Below are 14492 nucleotides of genomic sequence, written 5' to 3' on the forward strand. Positions count from 1 at the left end.
CATTCACCATATCAAGCTGTTTATTGAGTGCTATGGCACCCGTCTTAACCACGTTAAGGATAAGATTATCTCCAGCAGAAAGATCAACATTGCCGGAACAAGAAAATAATTCGCAAGCTCGCCAAAATTATCATACTCTTTTATTTTCATTTCAGTCTTTTCTAATGAATCGATCTTCTTGTATATTTCTCTTAATTTATTACTATCGGTAGCCCTGAAATATCTTCCGCCGGTTATACTCGCGATCTGCTTAAGCGATTCTTCATCGATTTTCGTCATAACAAGACTTCCGTCAGGGTTCTGGTAATAGACTTTACCGTAGAGAGGATGGCTAAAGGGGATGGGAGCGCCGCCTTCTTTGCCAACACCTATGGCATATATCTTAATGTTAAAGCTCCTGGCCAGTTTCGCAGCTGTAATCGGGTCTATCTCTCCTGCATTATTATCGCCATCTGTCAGCAAGATAATTACTTTGCTCTTTGAGTCAGACTTACGCAGCCGATTAATGGAAGTCGCAATTGCCATTCCAATTGCAGTTCCATCCTCGATCATCCCAATTTTAACATTATTGAGAAAGGTCTCAAGTATGGCGTAATCAAGGGTCAGAGGAACCTGCGTATAACTTTTTCCGGCAAAAACAATGAGGCCGATCCGGTCATTTTTTCTTCCACGAACAAATTCTTTAAATAATTCCTTGGCTGTTTCAATACGATTTTTCGGTTTAAAATCTTCGGCTGCCATTGTTCCGGAAACATCAATTGCAGAAATGATATCAACGCCATGTGTAATGACGTCAATTGTTCTTGTACCGTACTGAGGACGCGACAGCGCTATAATGATGAGAAATAAAACAAATAAATGAATAGAGGGCAGCGCCTTATAAACCTTTGCTTTTAAACTAATAGTGTAATTCTTTAAAAGGTTAATATCCGAATAAAGAAAATACGAGCTTCTTTTTGTATAAAAGGTTTTCAACCACCAATAAATAAGGGGTAAAAAAACCAACAATGCCAGATAGTAAACAGAGCCAAATCTTATCATTTACAAACCCTGAGAATGCGATGGAGTTTCCATCCTAGATTTATATACATCGTAAAACTGGTCTAATATCGAATGTGCCTGAACCAGATATTCTTCTCCTTCTATTCGCGTAGGAAAATGTTTTGCGAACTTAACCAAATCAGCTGATTGCAGCCACTGCCGAAAAGTATCTTGCGTTTCCCACGTAAGCTTAAACGATTTCGTTGCCACTAATAATTCGCTGGTAGTCATCTCCAGCGCGTCCATTCGAAACTGTTTTTGCAGATATTCCCGTATCACCTCGGAAACTGAACTATAATATTCTTTATACATTTCATCGATAAGGAAACTTCCGGCATTTATGCTCTCGAACTTACGTTTCGCCTCTTCATATGGCTCAAGTTGAATTACGACCTGAGGCTCGTCAACAGCTTTCTTTCGTTTGAAATAGCGGATCAAGGCAAAAATAATTGCAGAGAAAATTGCCAGGCCTGCCAAAACAGCCGCAATAAGTTTCCAGGGATAGGGAATTGAAAACGGCGGCTTCACATCGCGAATATCACCTTTATCGGCAGCATTTGCACTCACTTCCCTCACGGTTACTTCCAGCGGAGGAAAAACTATACTGCGCTTACTAGTGCCATCCTGAATAGAAACATTCATTGTGGGTATGGTAAAATTGCCAAGATCATAAGCCGCAAGCAAATAGACGCCTTCGACTTTCTTCGCATTATTTGCATAGGTATTCTTAACAGTCTTCTCCTGAAACGATTTCACCTCAAAACTTCCAAAGCCTGAATCCGGACGGGGAAACGTAACTACTGCATTCCTGGGTACAATAATGGACAATGTATAGGGAAAATGATCTCCGATTATAACGGAGTTAACGGACACCTTTGCTTCAGGGCGCAACGAGTTTTCAGCATTAACTACAGGCAGTACCGAGAGAAAAAACACGGCAATTATTATTACTTTGAACCTCAACATCTTTCGTCTCACTATTGCTCCTTCTTATTATCGTCGCTTTTCACGGTATCTGAAATACCTCATCAAGGACTCGACATACGAACCGGTAGAACATATGAAAATAGGTTCGACATTGATAGTCCGGAATAATTTATCAAGATTTCGCTGCGCTTCTTCCCGGTCTTTTTTAAACGTTGCTGCAAATTTGCGGTCGGAAGTATCGACAACCAGCAATTCGTCTTTTTCCTCATCATAAAGCTCAATAAGCCCAATATCCGGCAACGATTGCTCCATAACGTCATTAATAACGACCGGAATAACATCATGTTTCTTGTTCAAAATCGACAACGACTGTTTCCAATCAGAATCAATAAAATCTGAAAGAATGAATATCAAACTTTTCTTTTTGACAGTTTTATTCAATCGATCTAATGCTGCCTTAATATTTGTGGCTTTATGCCGGGGACTAAAATAGAGGACCTCTTGAATAACTCGCATGGCATGCTTTTTGCCTTTTTTCGGTGGAATATACTTTTCGAAACCATCCGAGTAAATAGCAAGTCCTACATTGTCATTATTTTTGATGGCTGAGAAAGACAACAACGCGCTCATCTCGGCTGCGATTTCACTTTTGGTGGCTATTCTTGTCCCTAATTTGAGCGATGCAGAGGCATCAACAACAAGGATAACAGTCAATTCACGTTCTTCGTGAAATACTTTGATAAAGGGATATCCGCTTTTTGCTGTCACATTCCAGTCGATTGCCCGAATATCATCGCCAGGCACATAAGCCCGAACTTCGCTGAACTCCATCCCTTTCCCTTTGAAGGCACTATGATAGCCGCCGGAAAGTAACGAATTAACAGTTCTCCGGGTTTTTATCTCAAGGTATTTTACTTTCTTTATTATATTTCCAGGAATAAATTGAGTCATAATTCCCTTGGTTATGGAACCGGTATCTCATCAAATAATATTTTTATAATTTTCTCAGAATCGATCTCTTGAGCTTCGGCCTCATACGAAACAATTATTCTATGTCTTAGAACATCGTAACCTATCTCCTTGATATCCTCAGGGATTACAAATCCTCTCCGGTTAATAAAGGCATGGGCTTTCGCAGCTTTCGCCAGATAGATAGAAGCGCGGGGTGACGCGCCGAATTCGATAAATTCCTGGATCTTTGCAAGACCTGGATATTTGCCGGGATTTCTGGAAGCATCTATAATATCGACAATATAATTCTTTATTTTTTCATCGATATAAACCTGATTAACGATTTTCCTAGCTTCAACAAGCCTCTCCGGAGTAATCACCTTTTGCAAGGTTACCACCGTGTCCTGGGTAATCAGATCGATAATTTGTCTTTCTTCGTTTTTTGAAGGATAATCTACTTTGATCTTTAACATGAACCGATCGACTTGCGCCTCAGGCAACGGATAGGTGCCTTCCTGTTCGATCGGATTCTGGGTAGCCATAACCAGGAATGGCAGGGGCAATAAATACGTCTTATCACCGATGGTCACTTGTTTTTCCTGCATAGCTTCTAGCAAGGCACTCTGCACTTTTGCAGGTGCTCTATTGATCTCATCAGCAAGAACAATGTTCGCAAATATGGGACCTTTTTTAGGCACGAATTCATTAGTTTTTTGATTGAAAATCATCGTTCCAACAATATCCGCAGGCAAAAGATCCGGCGTAAACTGCATTCTGGCAAACGAAAAATCAATAATCGATGCCATTGTTTTGATAGTTAAGGTCTTAGCTAGACCGGGAACTCCCTCAAGAAGAATATGTCCGTCAGCAAGCAGACCAACGAGCATTCGCTCGATCATATATTTTTGACCAATGATCTGTTTGGCAATCTCAGACATAATCTGGGAAATAAAAACACTTTGTTCTTGAACTTTACTATTAATAACGGTAATTTCTTGTAGCAAGGCAGGTCCTCCTTACATGAATTGAATTATGATGCCGCACTTTCTTTACTCGAAGCAGGAGAGCTGGAACTCCCAGTCGTCGTTGACGCTTCTTTCGGAGAAGTTGTTGATACGGAAGCCGTATTAGATGAAGCTGTGGTTGTTGACGAAGACGCAGTACTTGATGAACCGGAACTCTTATAATCAGTAACATGAAAGCCGGAACCCTTGAACGAAATACCAATAGTCTGCGAAATCATTTTTTTCGATTCGCCATTACATTGAGGACATGGCAATTCAGGACTTTCTGATATACTATGGAATGTCTCGAATACATGATTACAGCTTTTGCATTTATAATCATAAAAAGGCATAGATATTGATCCCTTCTGTACTTTTTCGCTAAATTCACTTAACTACAAAGTGTAATTATAATCAAATTCCGTATATTTTCAAGAGGGTCGAGCAACCTCCTATTTCCTGAATTTCGCTAATTGCTCAAGTACATTCCGGAGCTTGCGCAGGGATTCCCCATACCCAGCCCAGTCCCCGCTCTTTTGTTTTTCCAGCGCTTCGTTATAATTGTCGAGAGCTTGTTTCGCGAGTCTTTCGTATTCCGGACTTGCGGTAACAACATTGCCAGTCGTTTGAACTGCGACATTTTCGGTAATAGGTATATTTCCGAATACTTTGGCTATCGCTTTCTCCAAATCGGTTTCCATAACAACATTATCTCCATAAGCAACAATCACACGTTTAAGCTGCGGAAGGTTCGATGCTGTGGCCTGAAGATAAAGAGGCTCGACATAAACAAGCGAGTTCTCTATCGGGATAATCAGGATATTGCCTCTGATGATCGTAGACCCTTTTTGTCCCCAGAGGGTAAGCTGCTGAGAGATGTACGTATCCTGATCAATTCTTGATTCGATTTGCGTAGGGCCAAAAATCTGCCGTTCTTTCGAAAGCTTATAAACCGAAAGCTTGCCATACTCATCAGGATTATTTTTTGATACCAGCCAGGAAATCAGATTATTCTTGTTAGAGGGAGTATATGGTATCAGCTGCAAGAAATCAAAATTATTTTCATCAGGCAGCTTCATAGTAATGTAGTAAGGCTCCATCACAGCTTCAGATTCATCGTTCTTCTGTTTCGGGATTTCCCAGACATCCTCCTGGTTGTAGAATACCTGAGGGTTCGTCATATGATAATTTCTGTACATATGTGCCTGTATCGCGAAATAATCATTGGGAACCCGGACATGGCTTTTGAGGGAATCGGGCATCTGAGAAAAAGGTTTGAACACCCCTTTGAAAATGCTTTGATAGGTCTTAATAATCGGATCTTTTTCGTCCATAAGGTAAAATGCAACGGTACCATCATAAGCATCGACCGTAATTTTGACAGAATTACGAATATAATTGATTGAATTATTAAACGGCTGAGAATAAGGATACTGATTCGAGAGGGTATATCCATCCATCATCCAGTAGATCCGGCCATCAGCTACAACAACATAGGGATCTCTGTCATAAGTAATAAAAGGCACTATCGTTTTAACGCGGTCCATAATGTTCCGGTTATAGAGGATCTTGCTGCCTTTCTTAATATACGAGGTAAAGAAAATATTCTTATCGCCAAACTGCACTGAATATAGCAGCCGGTTCAACCATGAATCAATTGCAATGCCTCTACCTCCTGCGTATTGGGTATAGACGTTATCGTCGCCTTTCGGATAATCAAATTCCTTAATGTCAGTGTTTACGATAACATACTCATTTGCCCGTTCACCAAAATAGATCTCCGGACGATTGATTTTGTACGGTACCGTCGATACCGGAGGAATATTCTTTATGTAGAATTCCGGCATCCCGTCACTGGTAAACTGATTAACCGGGCTCATGACAACACCGTAGCCGTGGGTATACTGCAGTTTCCTGTTAACCCAGCTCTGAGCTTTGTCCGATAGCTGACTTCCGATCAATTCCCTCGCAGATATCATGACTTGCTGAGATTTGCCGCCGAGGTCGTACCTATCGACGTCGACATTCGCAAACTCGTAATAAAGGCGGATCTCTTGTAACTGAGAAAAGGTCTTAAGGATAGGAGTTTCATCCCAGACCCTGATGTTATCAATTATCTCCTTATTATTTCTGATCTCGTTCATGTTCAGCTCTTCTAATGCCGGGAAAAAACTCTCAGAAACATTTTCAAGATTAAAGGCTTTCCTTGTATAATTGATGTTATGCTCGAGATAGGGTTTCTCTTTTTCATATTCGTTTGGGTTAACAACAAAATTCTGGATCAGCCCAGGATATATTCCCCCAAAAAACACGCCGCTTACCAGAAGGACAAACAACACCATAATCACCGGTTTAAAAGTCGGAATATAAATATCCAGGAACAAGATAGCCCCTGTCAATAACGATAGCCCTGCCAGCACCGCGTAGTTGAGAAATCCGGCATGAATATCCGTATATCCCGGACCATGGAACAACTTACCGCCAGTCGTAAGCAACAACCCATAACGAGACAACCAGAACTTTATAGCTAAGAGAACGAAAAATAGAGCACCCAAGGTTAAGAGATGGGCTTTAATTTTTTTATCTCGAAAGATAGATAACGAGATTCTTAGTAACCCGAACTGAAGATAAACGGCAAAAAGAATAATGAGGGCTATAACAATAATCAACATCAGGAAAGCAACAATAAAATTATAGAAAGGTAAACTGAAAAAATAAAAAGAAATCGATTTCCCGAATAATGGATCTATAACCGTTGAAGGAGCCTGGTAAATGAACCGGAGTACTTTATCCCATTGAACGTATCCCTGAACCCCCCCGACAACAAAACTTACCAGGGCAATAACAACCAATAAAACGATTAAGGTATATCGTCTTATAGCACCCTTAAGCAAATCCATGACAGGATTATAGGTAAACTTATCTTGCTTAAATAAGCGGTCCAGAAGTGAGTCGACAATCTCGGACTTGTTTTCAACATCGCGAATAATTCTCTGCGCAATAAATAAATTTGCGGCAAAGAACAGAAACGTGCCGAGAAAAAAAACAGCAAACAAGCCAATTTTGGCCAGCGTAGAAATGAGAAAAACATTTTTGAAGCCAACATCGACAAACCATAAATAGGATGGATATATCCTAATGAACAAGTAAACTACCAACAGTGTTAAAAGTAATAACACAATACGCCAGAAAAACTTCACAGAATTAATCATCAGGCTCCCCTTTGTAATAACATAAGACCTCTGGTGAACACTACGTTCACCGATACTCTACTGTCGAGCTGCCACTAGCTTTACTGCTTCAGCCACGACCAATGCAACCTGCTTATCAAAAACCGAAGGGATGATTTTCCCACTCGCTAATTCCTCTTCAGTAACAATAGAAGAAATAGACCTGGCTGCTGCGGTAAGCATATCAACGGTAATCTTCCTGGCCTTTGCGTCAAATAACCCCCGAAACAAGCCAGGGAAACACAATACATTATTAATCTGATTAGGATAATCCGACCTTCCGGTAGCAATTATAGCGCCAATATCGGCAATTTCCTCCGGCATAATCTCAGGAGTAGGGTTCGCCATAGCAAAAACAACCGGGGTTTTGCTCATGGTAAGGACCATCTCTCTCGTTAGAGATCCTGGGCCTGAAACGCCGATGAAAACATCGGCATTTTTGATTACATCTTGAAGCAATCCGCTTTCATTATCAGGATTGGTCCTGGTGACATATTTTTTCTTCGCACCGTTCAAATCTTCCCGGACATTAGATAAGGCTCCGCTTCGATCACAGCCAATAATGTTCCTGGCGCCATTTGCTAAAAGCAGATTGGTGATAGAGGTCCCCGCAGCGCCAATACCGTTAACTACGATCTTCACATCGCTAAGGTTTTTGTGAACAATTTTGAGAGCGTTAATAAGTCCGGCAAGTGTTACAACTGCCGTACCATGTTGATCATCGTGGAAAACCGGTATATCAAGTTCGTCAATCAGCCTGCGCTCAATTTCAAAACAACGAGGTGCGGCAATATCTTCCAGGTTAATGCCGCCAAAGGTAGGGGCAATCAATTTTACGGTTTTGATTATCTCTTCCACATCCTGGGTATCAATCAGGATAGGAAAGGCATTAACCCCGCCAAATGCCTTAAAAAGCATTGCCTTGCCTTCCATAACAGGCATCGCAGCCTTCGGGCCAAGATCACCAAGTCCAAGTATAGCAGTCCCGTCAGTAACTATCGCAACCGTGTTTCCGGCGATTGTATAATCAGGATAGATCTTAGGATCATTCGCAATTTCTTTGCATACTTCGGCAACTCCGGGAGTGTAGGCTAAAGATAACTGGGTATAGTTATCAAGGCTCGTTCTATTCTCAATCGAAATCTTACCATTTTTATGAAGTTCAAATATTTCTTCTCTGCTTATCTGTATCATTATCTATCCTCTTTATTCATTATTCTTAATAAATTTTCCTTATTATAAGCCCTGGGAGAAACAATGTCTATTTGCTTTTGCTTATCAGTATATACGTAGCAGACAAGACATTTTATCCTTATCATAACTGAGAAAAATTATTATCATAAATAATTTTTTCTGCTTGTCATTATCGAGTATTATACTATAATGTATCTATGATTACCTTCAAATTAGAGACTGAATATATTGAATTAAACAAACTGCTCAAAGTCACGCAGATATGCAGTAGCGGCGGGATAGCGAATCACCTTATTACGGACAAGCTGGTCAGGGTTGACGGAGAGATTGAAACCCGCAAACGCTGTAAGATCAGAAGCGGACAGCGGGTCACCTACAAGAACAAGTCAATACTTGTTGAATAAGTTATTTCCCTTTTAGAAACAATTACAGGGAGTCTCACATGGGAGAATATTTAAATTGGGGTGAAGACGGAATTTTATATAACACCTTGCCGGAAAGGTTCACACCTGAAACCGCCTCGAATTATATAAAAGAGCTGTCACAAACAGTTAACCCGAGAAAAGATATCAGGCAACTCATAGATGCCAGCAAATTGAACTATTTACCCAATGATGAGGCAAAAACCATCCTCGTTGAAGGGGTAAAAAAACTCAGGCCCCCCTGTAAAAACGAAAAAAATGCTATATATGGAATGACTGCCTTCACGAGAATAGCTACGAGGATGATAATAACGCTTGCCCAGAGGAATGACATTAAAATATTTGAGGCAAAAAAAGAAGCACTCGAATGGTTAATAAGTTAAAAACAAGATAATCTTAAATACTTTATCCCCCACCTTAAAACAAAAATAATGGGCAGTATCAGGTAGTTGGAATACTTGATCCAAAACTTGATCACCAGTAAAAACTTCAGGCACTGTCGCCTTGAAATTTCCTTTGCTATCAAACTTTAGAAGAATGCTACTGGACATCATATTACAAATTTCTTTAACGGTATCGAGCAACATGTCATCATCCAATTCTTCCCTGCTCATACCGGAAAAACCTGTAGCTATCTCATAACAAAAAGGTTTATCAAAAATAAACCAAAACTTTCCAGCAAATTTACTTCTGAAGTCGATCCTCACCATAATCTCAGATTGGAAATCGATCTGATCGAAAACAGGTTCAGTCGTACTTTGTAAAACCTGATCAATCACACCAGCAGCTGCTTCAGAAATTAAGCTATGGATTTTATCAAACTGCCCCAAATATGACTCCTCCATATGGCAATTATTTCACTTACCCCCACGTTAAACCGGATAATTCTTTCAAATTTTTCCATAAAAATATCATTTCCAAAATTAGTTTTGACCTTTTAAGACAAGCTCTATTTAAATAGAGAAAAATCAGCATTTAGAAACATGTATATAATATATAATATATGTTTATTAAAGTAAAAATCAAGCAAAATAAACATTTCAAGCTCTTCCATAAATATAGGTCATCTCAGCCAGCCTATCACGTACATAGGAATTAAGCTGATCTGGCAGCAAACGCCATAACCAATTGCCATTTGTTGTCGCTGGAATATTCATTCGAGCTTCTTCTCCTAGTGAAAGGATATCCTGGACTGGCACCATTGCAACATTAGAACCAGAGCTCAGAGCAAGCCGCATCAGTTCCCAACTCGCCTCGTCTTCCGAAACTTCTTTTCCGATATAGCGAAACAAACGCCGTTTATCATCATGCGAAGCTTCCTGCCTAAACCAACCTTTTGCTGTGTTATTATCATGAGTGCCAGTATATACCATGCTGTTTTTTACATAATTATGAGGAAGATAGGGATGGACAGGATTATCTTCCCCGAAAGCAAAAAGAAGCACTTGCATCCCGGGAATTCCAAATTGACGCATTACTTCCCTGACATCAGGGGTTATCGTTCCCAGGTCCTCTGCGATAATCGGGAAATAAGGAAAAAACTTATAGAGGACAGTAAAAAAATCCACGGACGGAACATCAGCCCATCTACCATTGATAGCGGTCCTTTCACCGAAAGGCACTTCCCAGTAGGCAACTAACCCACGAAAATGATCTATTCTTATAATGTTATAAAGTCCCAAATTATGCCGGATACGCTGTATCCACCAATGGTACCGCTGATATCGCAAAGCATCCCATTCGTAAACCGGATTGCCCCATAGTTGCCCAGTAGAACTAAAGTAGTCAGGCGGAACCCCCGAGACTGCGACCGGCCGCTTATCATAATTCAACTTGAAGAGATAAGGATGTGCCCAAACATCTGAACTGTCATAATTAACATAGATCGGGATATCACCAATAATCTGTATTCCATTAAGGTTACAATGGCATTTGACTGCTGACCACTGTTTATAAAAAATGTATTGTAAAAACTTTTCTTTCTCAATTTCTTCATTTAGGAGGGACCTCATATGATTAAGAGCTCCGTCATGCCGGTCTCGTATCTCTACAGGCCAGTCACACCAAAGGCTCCCCTGGAAATGATTTTTAAGGACTGAAAAAAGCGCATAATCTTCGAGCCAATCATTGTTCTTTTGGCAAAAATGGATGTAGCCATATCGCTCTTCTTTCACTTTGAACTTCATATGAGCCTGATTAAAAAGAAATTGTTTATACTGAGTAACTGACTCATAATCGACTTTTCCTTCGGGAAAAACCGGCATTTTTCCTATATCGGAAACATCAAGGTACCCTTCGTCAACCAATAGCTCAGGACTAATAAGCAGTGTATTTCCGGCAAAAGCAGAAATACTACTATATGGTGAGTTACCAAGAACTACCAGGGTTGGATTGAGCGGCAATACCTGCCAGTAGCTTTGTTTCGTATGGATCAGAAAGTCTATAAACTTATAAGCGCCTGGACCCATATCTCCAATGCCAAAAGGCGAGGGTAATGATGTAACATGCATAAGGAGTCCACTTCCCCGTTTATTCATTCTTCATACCTCCAGACAACTTATTATTCATTAATTATTATTTTTATCGATCAAAAAAGCACATTGTGTACCAATTTGGCTTAATATTCCTTTTTTTGCCATCTTTGTCAATTTATATTTTATCGACAAACGAATCGTAGCCTTGATTTCTTGATAATAACAAAAAATAAATATTTAATCTCAGTATTTTTTTTGGGAATACTCTCTATGAAGAAGATTAATGCCTTCCAGTCTTTGGTATTAGATTGTAATTCACATTATGGATATTTTTATTATAAATAACATAACTGTAGAGCTAAAATTACTTTTGGTTCAAAACCCGTAGCGAAACTGAATTAAAACGCCAGACACTCAACGTTGAAAAGTTCTTACAAGAATCCCTGACTCGCTTTCGGGAGGATATAATGTCATGAGAACTCCATTTAATAGAGTATCACAAACTATTTTCCACAATAGCATTAAATATGCTAAAATCGCTACATATGCTCACTCTAGACAGGTAGTCGAAATTTATATTACACTTAGAAGGATCATAAATCATTTCAGGAGGATATTTATGAAAAAGGTTAGAATATTATTGGTACTATTAATGGTGTTTGGTTTGAGCGCGCCTTCGTTTGCTCTTTTTAAGATCGGTGCAGCTTATACGGGATATTCCCAAGGTCAAGGAATGAGTGCTTCGCTGGAGTTCCCATTAATTCCATTGTTGCCGACTACATTCTATATAACTCAAATGAACAAACAAAACGTTGATCTCCCTCCTGTCACCTACGGCGGGAAGTCGTTTGCGGGATCAGTAGAATTCACATCTTTGGTTGGAGAATTACAAATAAAGACGCCGTTAAGCTTTATGGGCGTTTCATTTGGTGTTAATGGCCTGTTCGATGTAATCGCGGGTAAAGACGGAAGTGGCGAAATGGTAGCTTTACCGGGAAATGGCTATGCTGGAATGTTCGGAGAGTATACCAAGGACCTTTTGCCTTTTATTTCAGGGTATGCCCAATTAGGCTATCTTGTTAAAGTGCTCGACGGAGAAAAAACAATTAATGACAAAATTGAACCGGTTGAAGTAAATCTTAAGGATATCGATAAATCAGGATTGTTCTACAGAGCCGGATTAACTATCGGATTCTAATGAATAAACAAGAATACCTTTACGAGCACCGCGAATGCGGTGCTTTTTTTTGAGCAGAAACCCTATTTAACCAATTCACCGGTTTTATTTGTTTCGTTATTTGATATTGAAAAAACATGGAAGCTCATATATAATTAAGCCAATTAAACACGAGATAAATTAAATAAATGAACTATACAAAACAAACAAACCTTTTTCTACTCAATTTATTACTCGCCCTGCGCGGCGAATAATAACCATTTACCTATTTTTAATACAATCAACAATCCCACTCAAACAATGACCACTATAATAATATTTGGGGTCTAACCAGTCCCAAATTATAGTAATTAATGCTAAAATTGTATAAGGTTAAAAAAGGAGCCCTAAAATGAACAAAGATTTTTTGAAAAAATATAGACCCTATCCAAAAATAGATATTCCTGACAGGACCTGGCCAAATAATAGCATCACAAAAGCGCCGATCTGGTGCAGCGTTGATCTCAGGGACGGCAACCAAGCACTGGTAACCCCAATGTCGCTTGAAGAAAAACTTGAGTTTTTCCAGACATTAGTGAATACCGGCTTTAAGGAAATTGAAGTTGGATTCCCATCCTCTGCTCAGGTAGAGTTCGATTTCTTAAGAAAACTCATTACTGAAAACCTTATACCAACGGATGTTAGAGTCCAGGTACTCGTACAAGCAAGACGACATCTTATCGAAAAAACTTTTGAGGCTCTGGCCGGATCGAAGAAATCGATCCTTCATCTCTATAATTCGACATCTACGAACCAACGAAAGATTGTTTTTCAGAAAAGCAAACAAGAGATCATAGATATTGCAGTCCAGGGCGTTAACTGGGTAAAAGAATTCTCGCAGAAAACAAATACGCCTGTAACGCTTGAGTATTCAGCAGAAAGCTTTACCGGCACTGAGATAGATTATGCACTGGAAATCTGCAATGCCGTTATTAATGAGTGGGCCCCCACCCCTGAAAATAAAATTATTATTAATTTGCCGGCGACAATGGAGCTTGCAAGCCCTAATTATTATGCCGATATGATCGAGTGGATGTCCCGCCGCCTCAACAAAAGAGACTGCGTCATACTAAGTCTTCATACGCACAATGATAGGGGAACTGCTATTGCAGCGTCAGAACTGGGAATACTGGCAGGCGCCGACAGAGTCGAAGGGACCTTGTTTGGTAATGGCGAACGTACAGGAAATGCAGACGTCATAACACTAGCCCTTAACCTCTTTACACAGGGTATTGATCCGGAACTAGACTTTTATACTATTAATAACATCATTACTGCTGCTGAAAAGTATAATAAGATACCGGTCCATGTGAGACATCCTTATGCAGGAGATCTGGTCTATACCGCATTCTCCGGTTCCCATCAAGATGCTATTAAAAAGGGAATTGAGTACCAGAATAAAAAAGATGACCCATATTGGGAAGTGCCCTATTTACCGATCGACCCGGCTGATCTGGGTAGGAGCTACGAAGGTATCATCCGGATTAACAGCCAGTCAGGAAAAGGCGGTGTCGCTTACATCCTGGAAAAAGAGTTCGGCTACCAGCTTCCAAAGGATATGCATCCGGAATTCGCCAAAGTTGTACAGGCTATTGCGGATGGCACAGGAAAAGAAGTTAACAACCAGGACATTTATGCCGCTTTTGAAAATGAATATATCAAAAGAAAAACCCCGATTTCTTTTGTTTCTTTTGATATTTTGTCACACCAGAATAAACAGCTTACCTGCAAGTTAACTATCGAGGTGAACGCAGAGAGAAAAGAGCTGACCGGAATTGGTAACGGTCCGGTTGACGCATGCAAGGACGCACTCGCATCAATCAAGGAACTTGTGCAATTTAATATCAACGAATATTACGAACATGCCTTGAAAAAAGGTTCGACATCAGAAGCCATCGCCTATATCGAAATCGAAAACCCCTCTACTTTCAGTAAATATTTCGGGGTAGGAATTGATACTGATATTATGCAGGCGGCTATTAAGTCGATGATTAGTGCTCTAAATAGATCAATGAAATAATAAGTACTCCGGC

13 protein-coding genes are annotated in these 14492 nt (G+C 40.0%); 4 read left to right on the forward strand and 9 right to left on the reverse strand.

What is annotated here, in order from left to right:
* Window positions 1–30: 30 nt before the first annotated feature.
* The 7 genes from DKM50_02175 to DKM50_02205 all read right to left on the reverse strand — a co-directional run bounded on the left by DKM50_02175 (window position 31) and on the right by DKM50_02205 (window position 8347).
* Window positions 31–1041, reverse strand: a complete 1011-nt coding sequence (locus DKM50_02175; GenBank protein PZM83523.1) for an aerotolerance regulator BatA — start codon at window positions 1039–1041, stop codon at window positions 31–33.
* Window positions 1042–2007, reverse strand: coding sequence for a hypothetical protein (locus DKM50_02180; GenBank protein ID PZM83524.1), 966 nt, complete (start codon window positions 2005–2007; stop codon window positions 1042–1044).
* Between the two features lie 27 nt (window positions 2008–2034).
* Window positions 2035–2919, reverse strand: coding sequence for a DUF58 domain-containing protein (locus tag DKM50_02185; protein PZM83525.1), 885 nt, complete (start codon window positions 2917–2919; stop codon window positions 2035–2037).
* A gap of 11 nt (window positions 2920–2930) precedes the next feature.
* On the reverse strand, window positions 2931–3857 hold the full coding sequence (locus DKM50_02190) for an ATPase (protein PZM83572.1): 927 nt from the start codon (window positions 3855–3857) through the stop codon (window positions 2931–2933).
* A 92-nt stretch (window positions 3858–3949) separates the two neighbouring features.
* Window positions 3950–4276 carry an FmdB family transcriptional regulator gene (locus tag DKM50_02195; protein ID PZM83526.1) on the reverse strand — a complete coding sequence of 109 codons (327 nt, stop codon included), beginning with the start codon at window positions 4274–4276 and terminating at the stop codon, window positions 3950–3952.
* 99 nt (window positions 4277–4375) lie between these two features.
* Entirely contained in the window at window positions 4376–7135 is a 2760-nt protein-coding gene (locus DKM50_02200; GenBank protein PZM83527.1) for a UPF0182 family protein, read from the reverse strand.
* A gap of 57 nt (window positions 7136–7192) precedes the next feature.
* The gene (locus DKM50_02205; protein ID PZM83528.1) at window positions 7193–8347 is read right to left on the reverse strand and encodes an NAD-dependent malic enzyme; all 1155 of its coding nucleotides are present in this window, start codon (window positions 8345–8347) and stop codon (window positions 7193–7195) included.
* Window positions 8348–8544: 197 nt separating this feature from the next.
* Here DKM50_02205 and DKM50_02210 point away from each other — a divergent pair, with 197 nt between their 5' ends.
* Window positions 8545–8751: an RNA-binding protein gene (locus tag DKM50_02210; protein PZM83529.1), complete on the forward strand. Its 207-nt coding sequence runs from the start codon at window positions 8545–8547 to the stop codon at window positions 8749–8751.
* A 38-nt stretch (window positions 8752–8789) separates the two neighbouring features.
* The gene (locus DKM50_02215) at window positions 8790–9152 is read left to right on the forward strand and encodes a hypothetical protein (protein ID PZM83530.1); all 363 of its coding nucleotides are present in this window, start codon (window positions 8790–8792) and stop codon (window positions 9150–9152) included.
* Here the strand turns inward: DKM50_02215 and DKM50_02220 are convergent.
* Together DKM50_02220 and malQ are read right to left on the reverse strand one after the other, a co-directional pair.
* On the reverse strand, window positions 9141–9614 hold the full coding sequence (locus DKM50_02220) for a hypothetical protein (GenBank protein ID PZM83531.1): 474 nt from the start codon (window positions 9612–9614) through the stop codon (window positions 9141–9143). The two genes, DKM50_02215 and DKM50_02220, sit on opposite strands and share 12 nt — an antisense overlap.
* Window positions 9615–9809: 195 nt before the next feature.
* Window positions 9810–11306, reverse strand: a complete 1497-nt coding sequence (gene malQ / locus DKM50_02225; GenBank protein ID PZM83532.1) for a 4-alpha-glucanotransferase — start codon at window positions 11304–11306, stop codon at window positions 9810–9812.
* Between the two features lie 556 nt (window positions 11307–11862).
* Between malQ and DKM50_02230 the strand changes: the two genes are divergently transcribed.
* Together DKM50_02230 and leuA are read left to right on the forward strand one after the other, a co-directional pair.
* Complete coding sequence (locus DKM50_02230; GenBank protein ID PZM83533.1) at window positions 11863–12441, forward strand: hypothetical protein; 579 nt, start codon at window positions 11863–11865, stop codon at window positions 12439–12441.
* Between the two features lie 370 nt (window positions 12442–12811).
* Complete coding sequence (leuA, locus tag DKM50_02235) at window positions 12812–14479, forward strand: 2-isopropylmalate synthase (GenBank protein PZM83534.1); 1668 nt, start codon at window positions 12812–12814, stop codon at window positions 14477–14479.
* The last annotated feature ends 13 nt before the right edge of the window (window positions 14480–14492 follow it).

It is taken from the genome of Candidatus Margulisiibacteriota bacterium, from assembly GCA_003242895.1.
In the GTDB taxonomy this organism is placed as follows: domain Bacteria; phylum Margulisbacteria; class Riflemargulisbacteria; order GWF2-39-127; family GWF2-39-127; genus GWF2-39-127.

What these genes read in the sequence shown, in the direction of transcription:
- DKM50_02175 (PZM83523.1), bottom strand. Translation starts at nt 1,041, where the DNA reads ATGATAAGATTTGGCTCTGTTTACTATCTGGCATTGTTGGTTTTTTTA.
- DKM50_02180 (PZM83524.1), bottom strand. Translation starts at nt 2,007, where the DNA reads ATGTTGAGGTTCAAAGTAATAATAATTGCCGTGTTTTTTCTCTCGGTA.
- DKM50_02185 (PZM83525.1), bottom strand. Translation starts at nt 2,919, where the DNA reads ATGACTCAATTTATTCCTGGAAATATAATAAAGAAAGTAAAATACCTT.
- DKM50_02190 (PZM83572.1), bottom strand. Translation starts at nt 3,857, where the DNA reads ATGTCTGAGATTGCCAAACAGATCATTGGTCAAAAATATATGATCGAG.
- DKM50_02195 (PZM83526.1), bottom strand. Translation starts at nt 4,276, where the DNA reads ATGCCTTTTTATGATTATAAATGCAAAAGCTGTAATCATGTATTCGAG.
- DKM50_02200 (PZM83527.1), bottom strand. Translation starts at nt 7,135, where the DNA reads ATGATTAATTCTGTGAAGTTTTTCTGGCGTATTGTGTTATTACTTTTA.
- DKM50_02205 (PZM83528.1), bottom strand. Translation starts at nt 8,347, where the DNA reads ATGATACAGATAAGCAGAGAAGAAATATTTGAACTTCATAAAAATGGT.
- DKM50_02210 (PZM83529.1), top strand. Translation starts at nt 8,545, where the DNA reads ATGATTACCTTCAAATTAGAGACTGAATATATTGAATTAAACAAACTG.
- DKM50_02215 (PZM83530.1), top strand. Translation starts at nt 8,790, where the DNA reads ATGGGAGAATATTTAAATTGGGGTGAAGACGGAATTTTATATAACACC.
- DKM50_02220 (PZM83531.1), bottom strand. Translation starts at nt 9,614, where the DNA reads ATGGAGGAGTCATATTTGGGGCAGTTTGATAAAATCCATAGCTTAATT.
- malQ (PZM83532.1), bottom strand. Translation starts at nt 11,306, where the DNA reads ATGAATAAACGGGGAAGTGGACTCCTTATGCATGTTACATCATTACCC.
- DKM50_02230 (PZM83533.1), top strand. Translation starts at nt 11,863, where the DNA reads ATGAAAAAGGTTAGAATATTATTGGTACTATTAATGGTGTTTGGTTTG.
- leuA (PZM83534.1), top strand. Translation starts at nt 12,812, where the DNA reads ATGAACAAAGATTTTTTGAAAAAATATAGACCCTATCCAAAAATAGAT.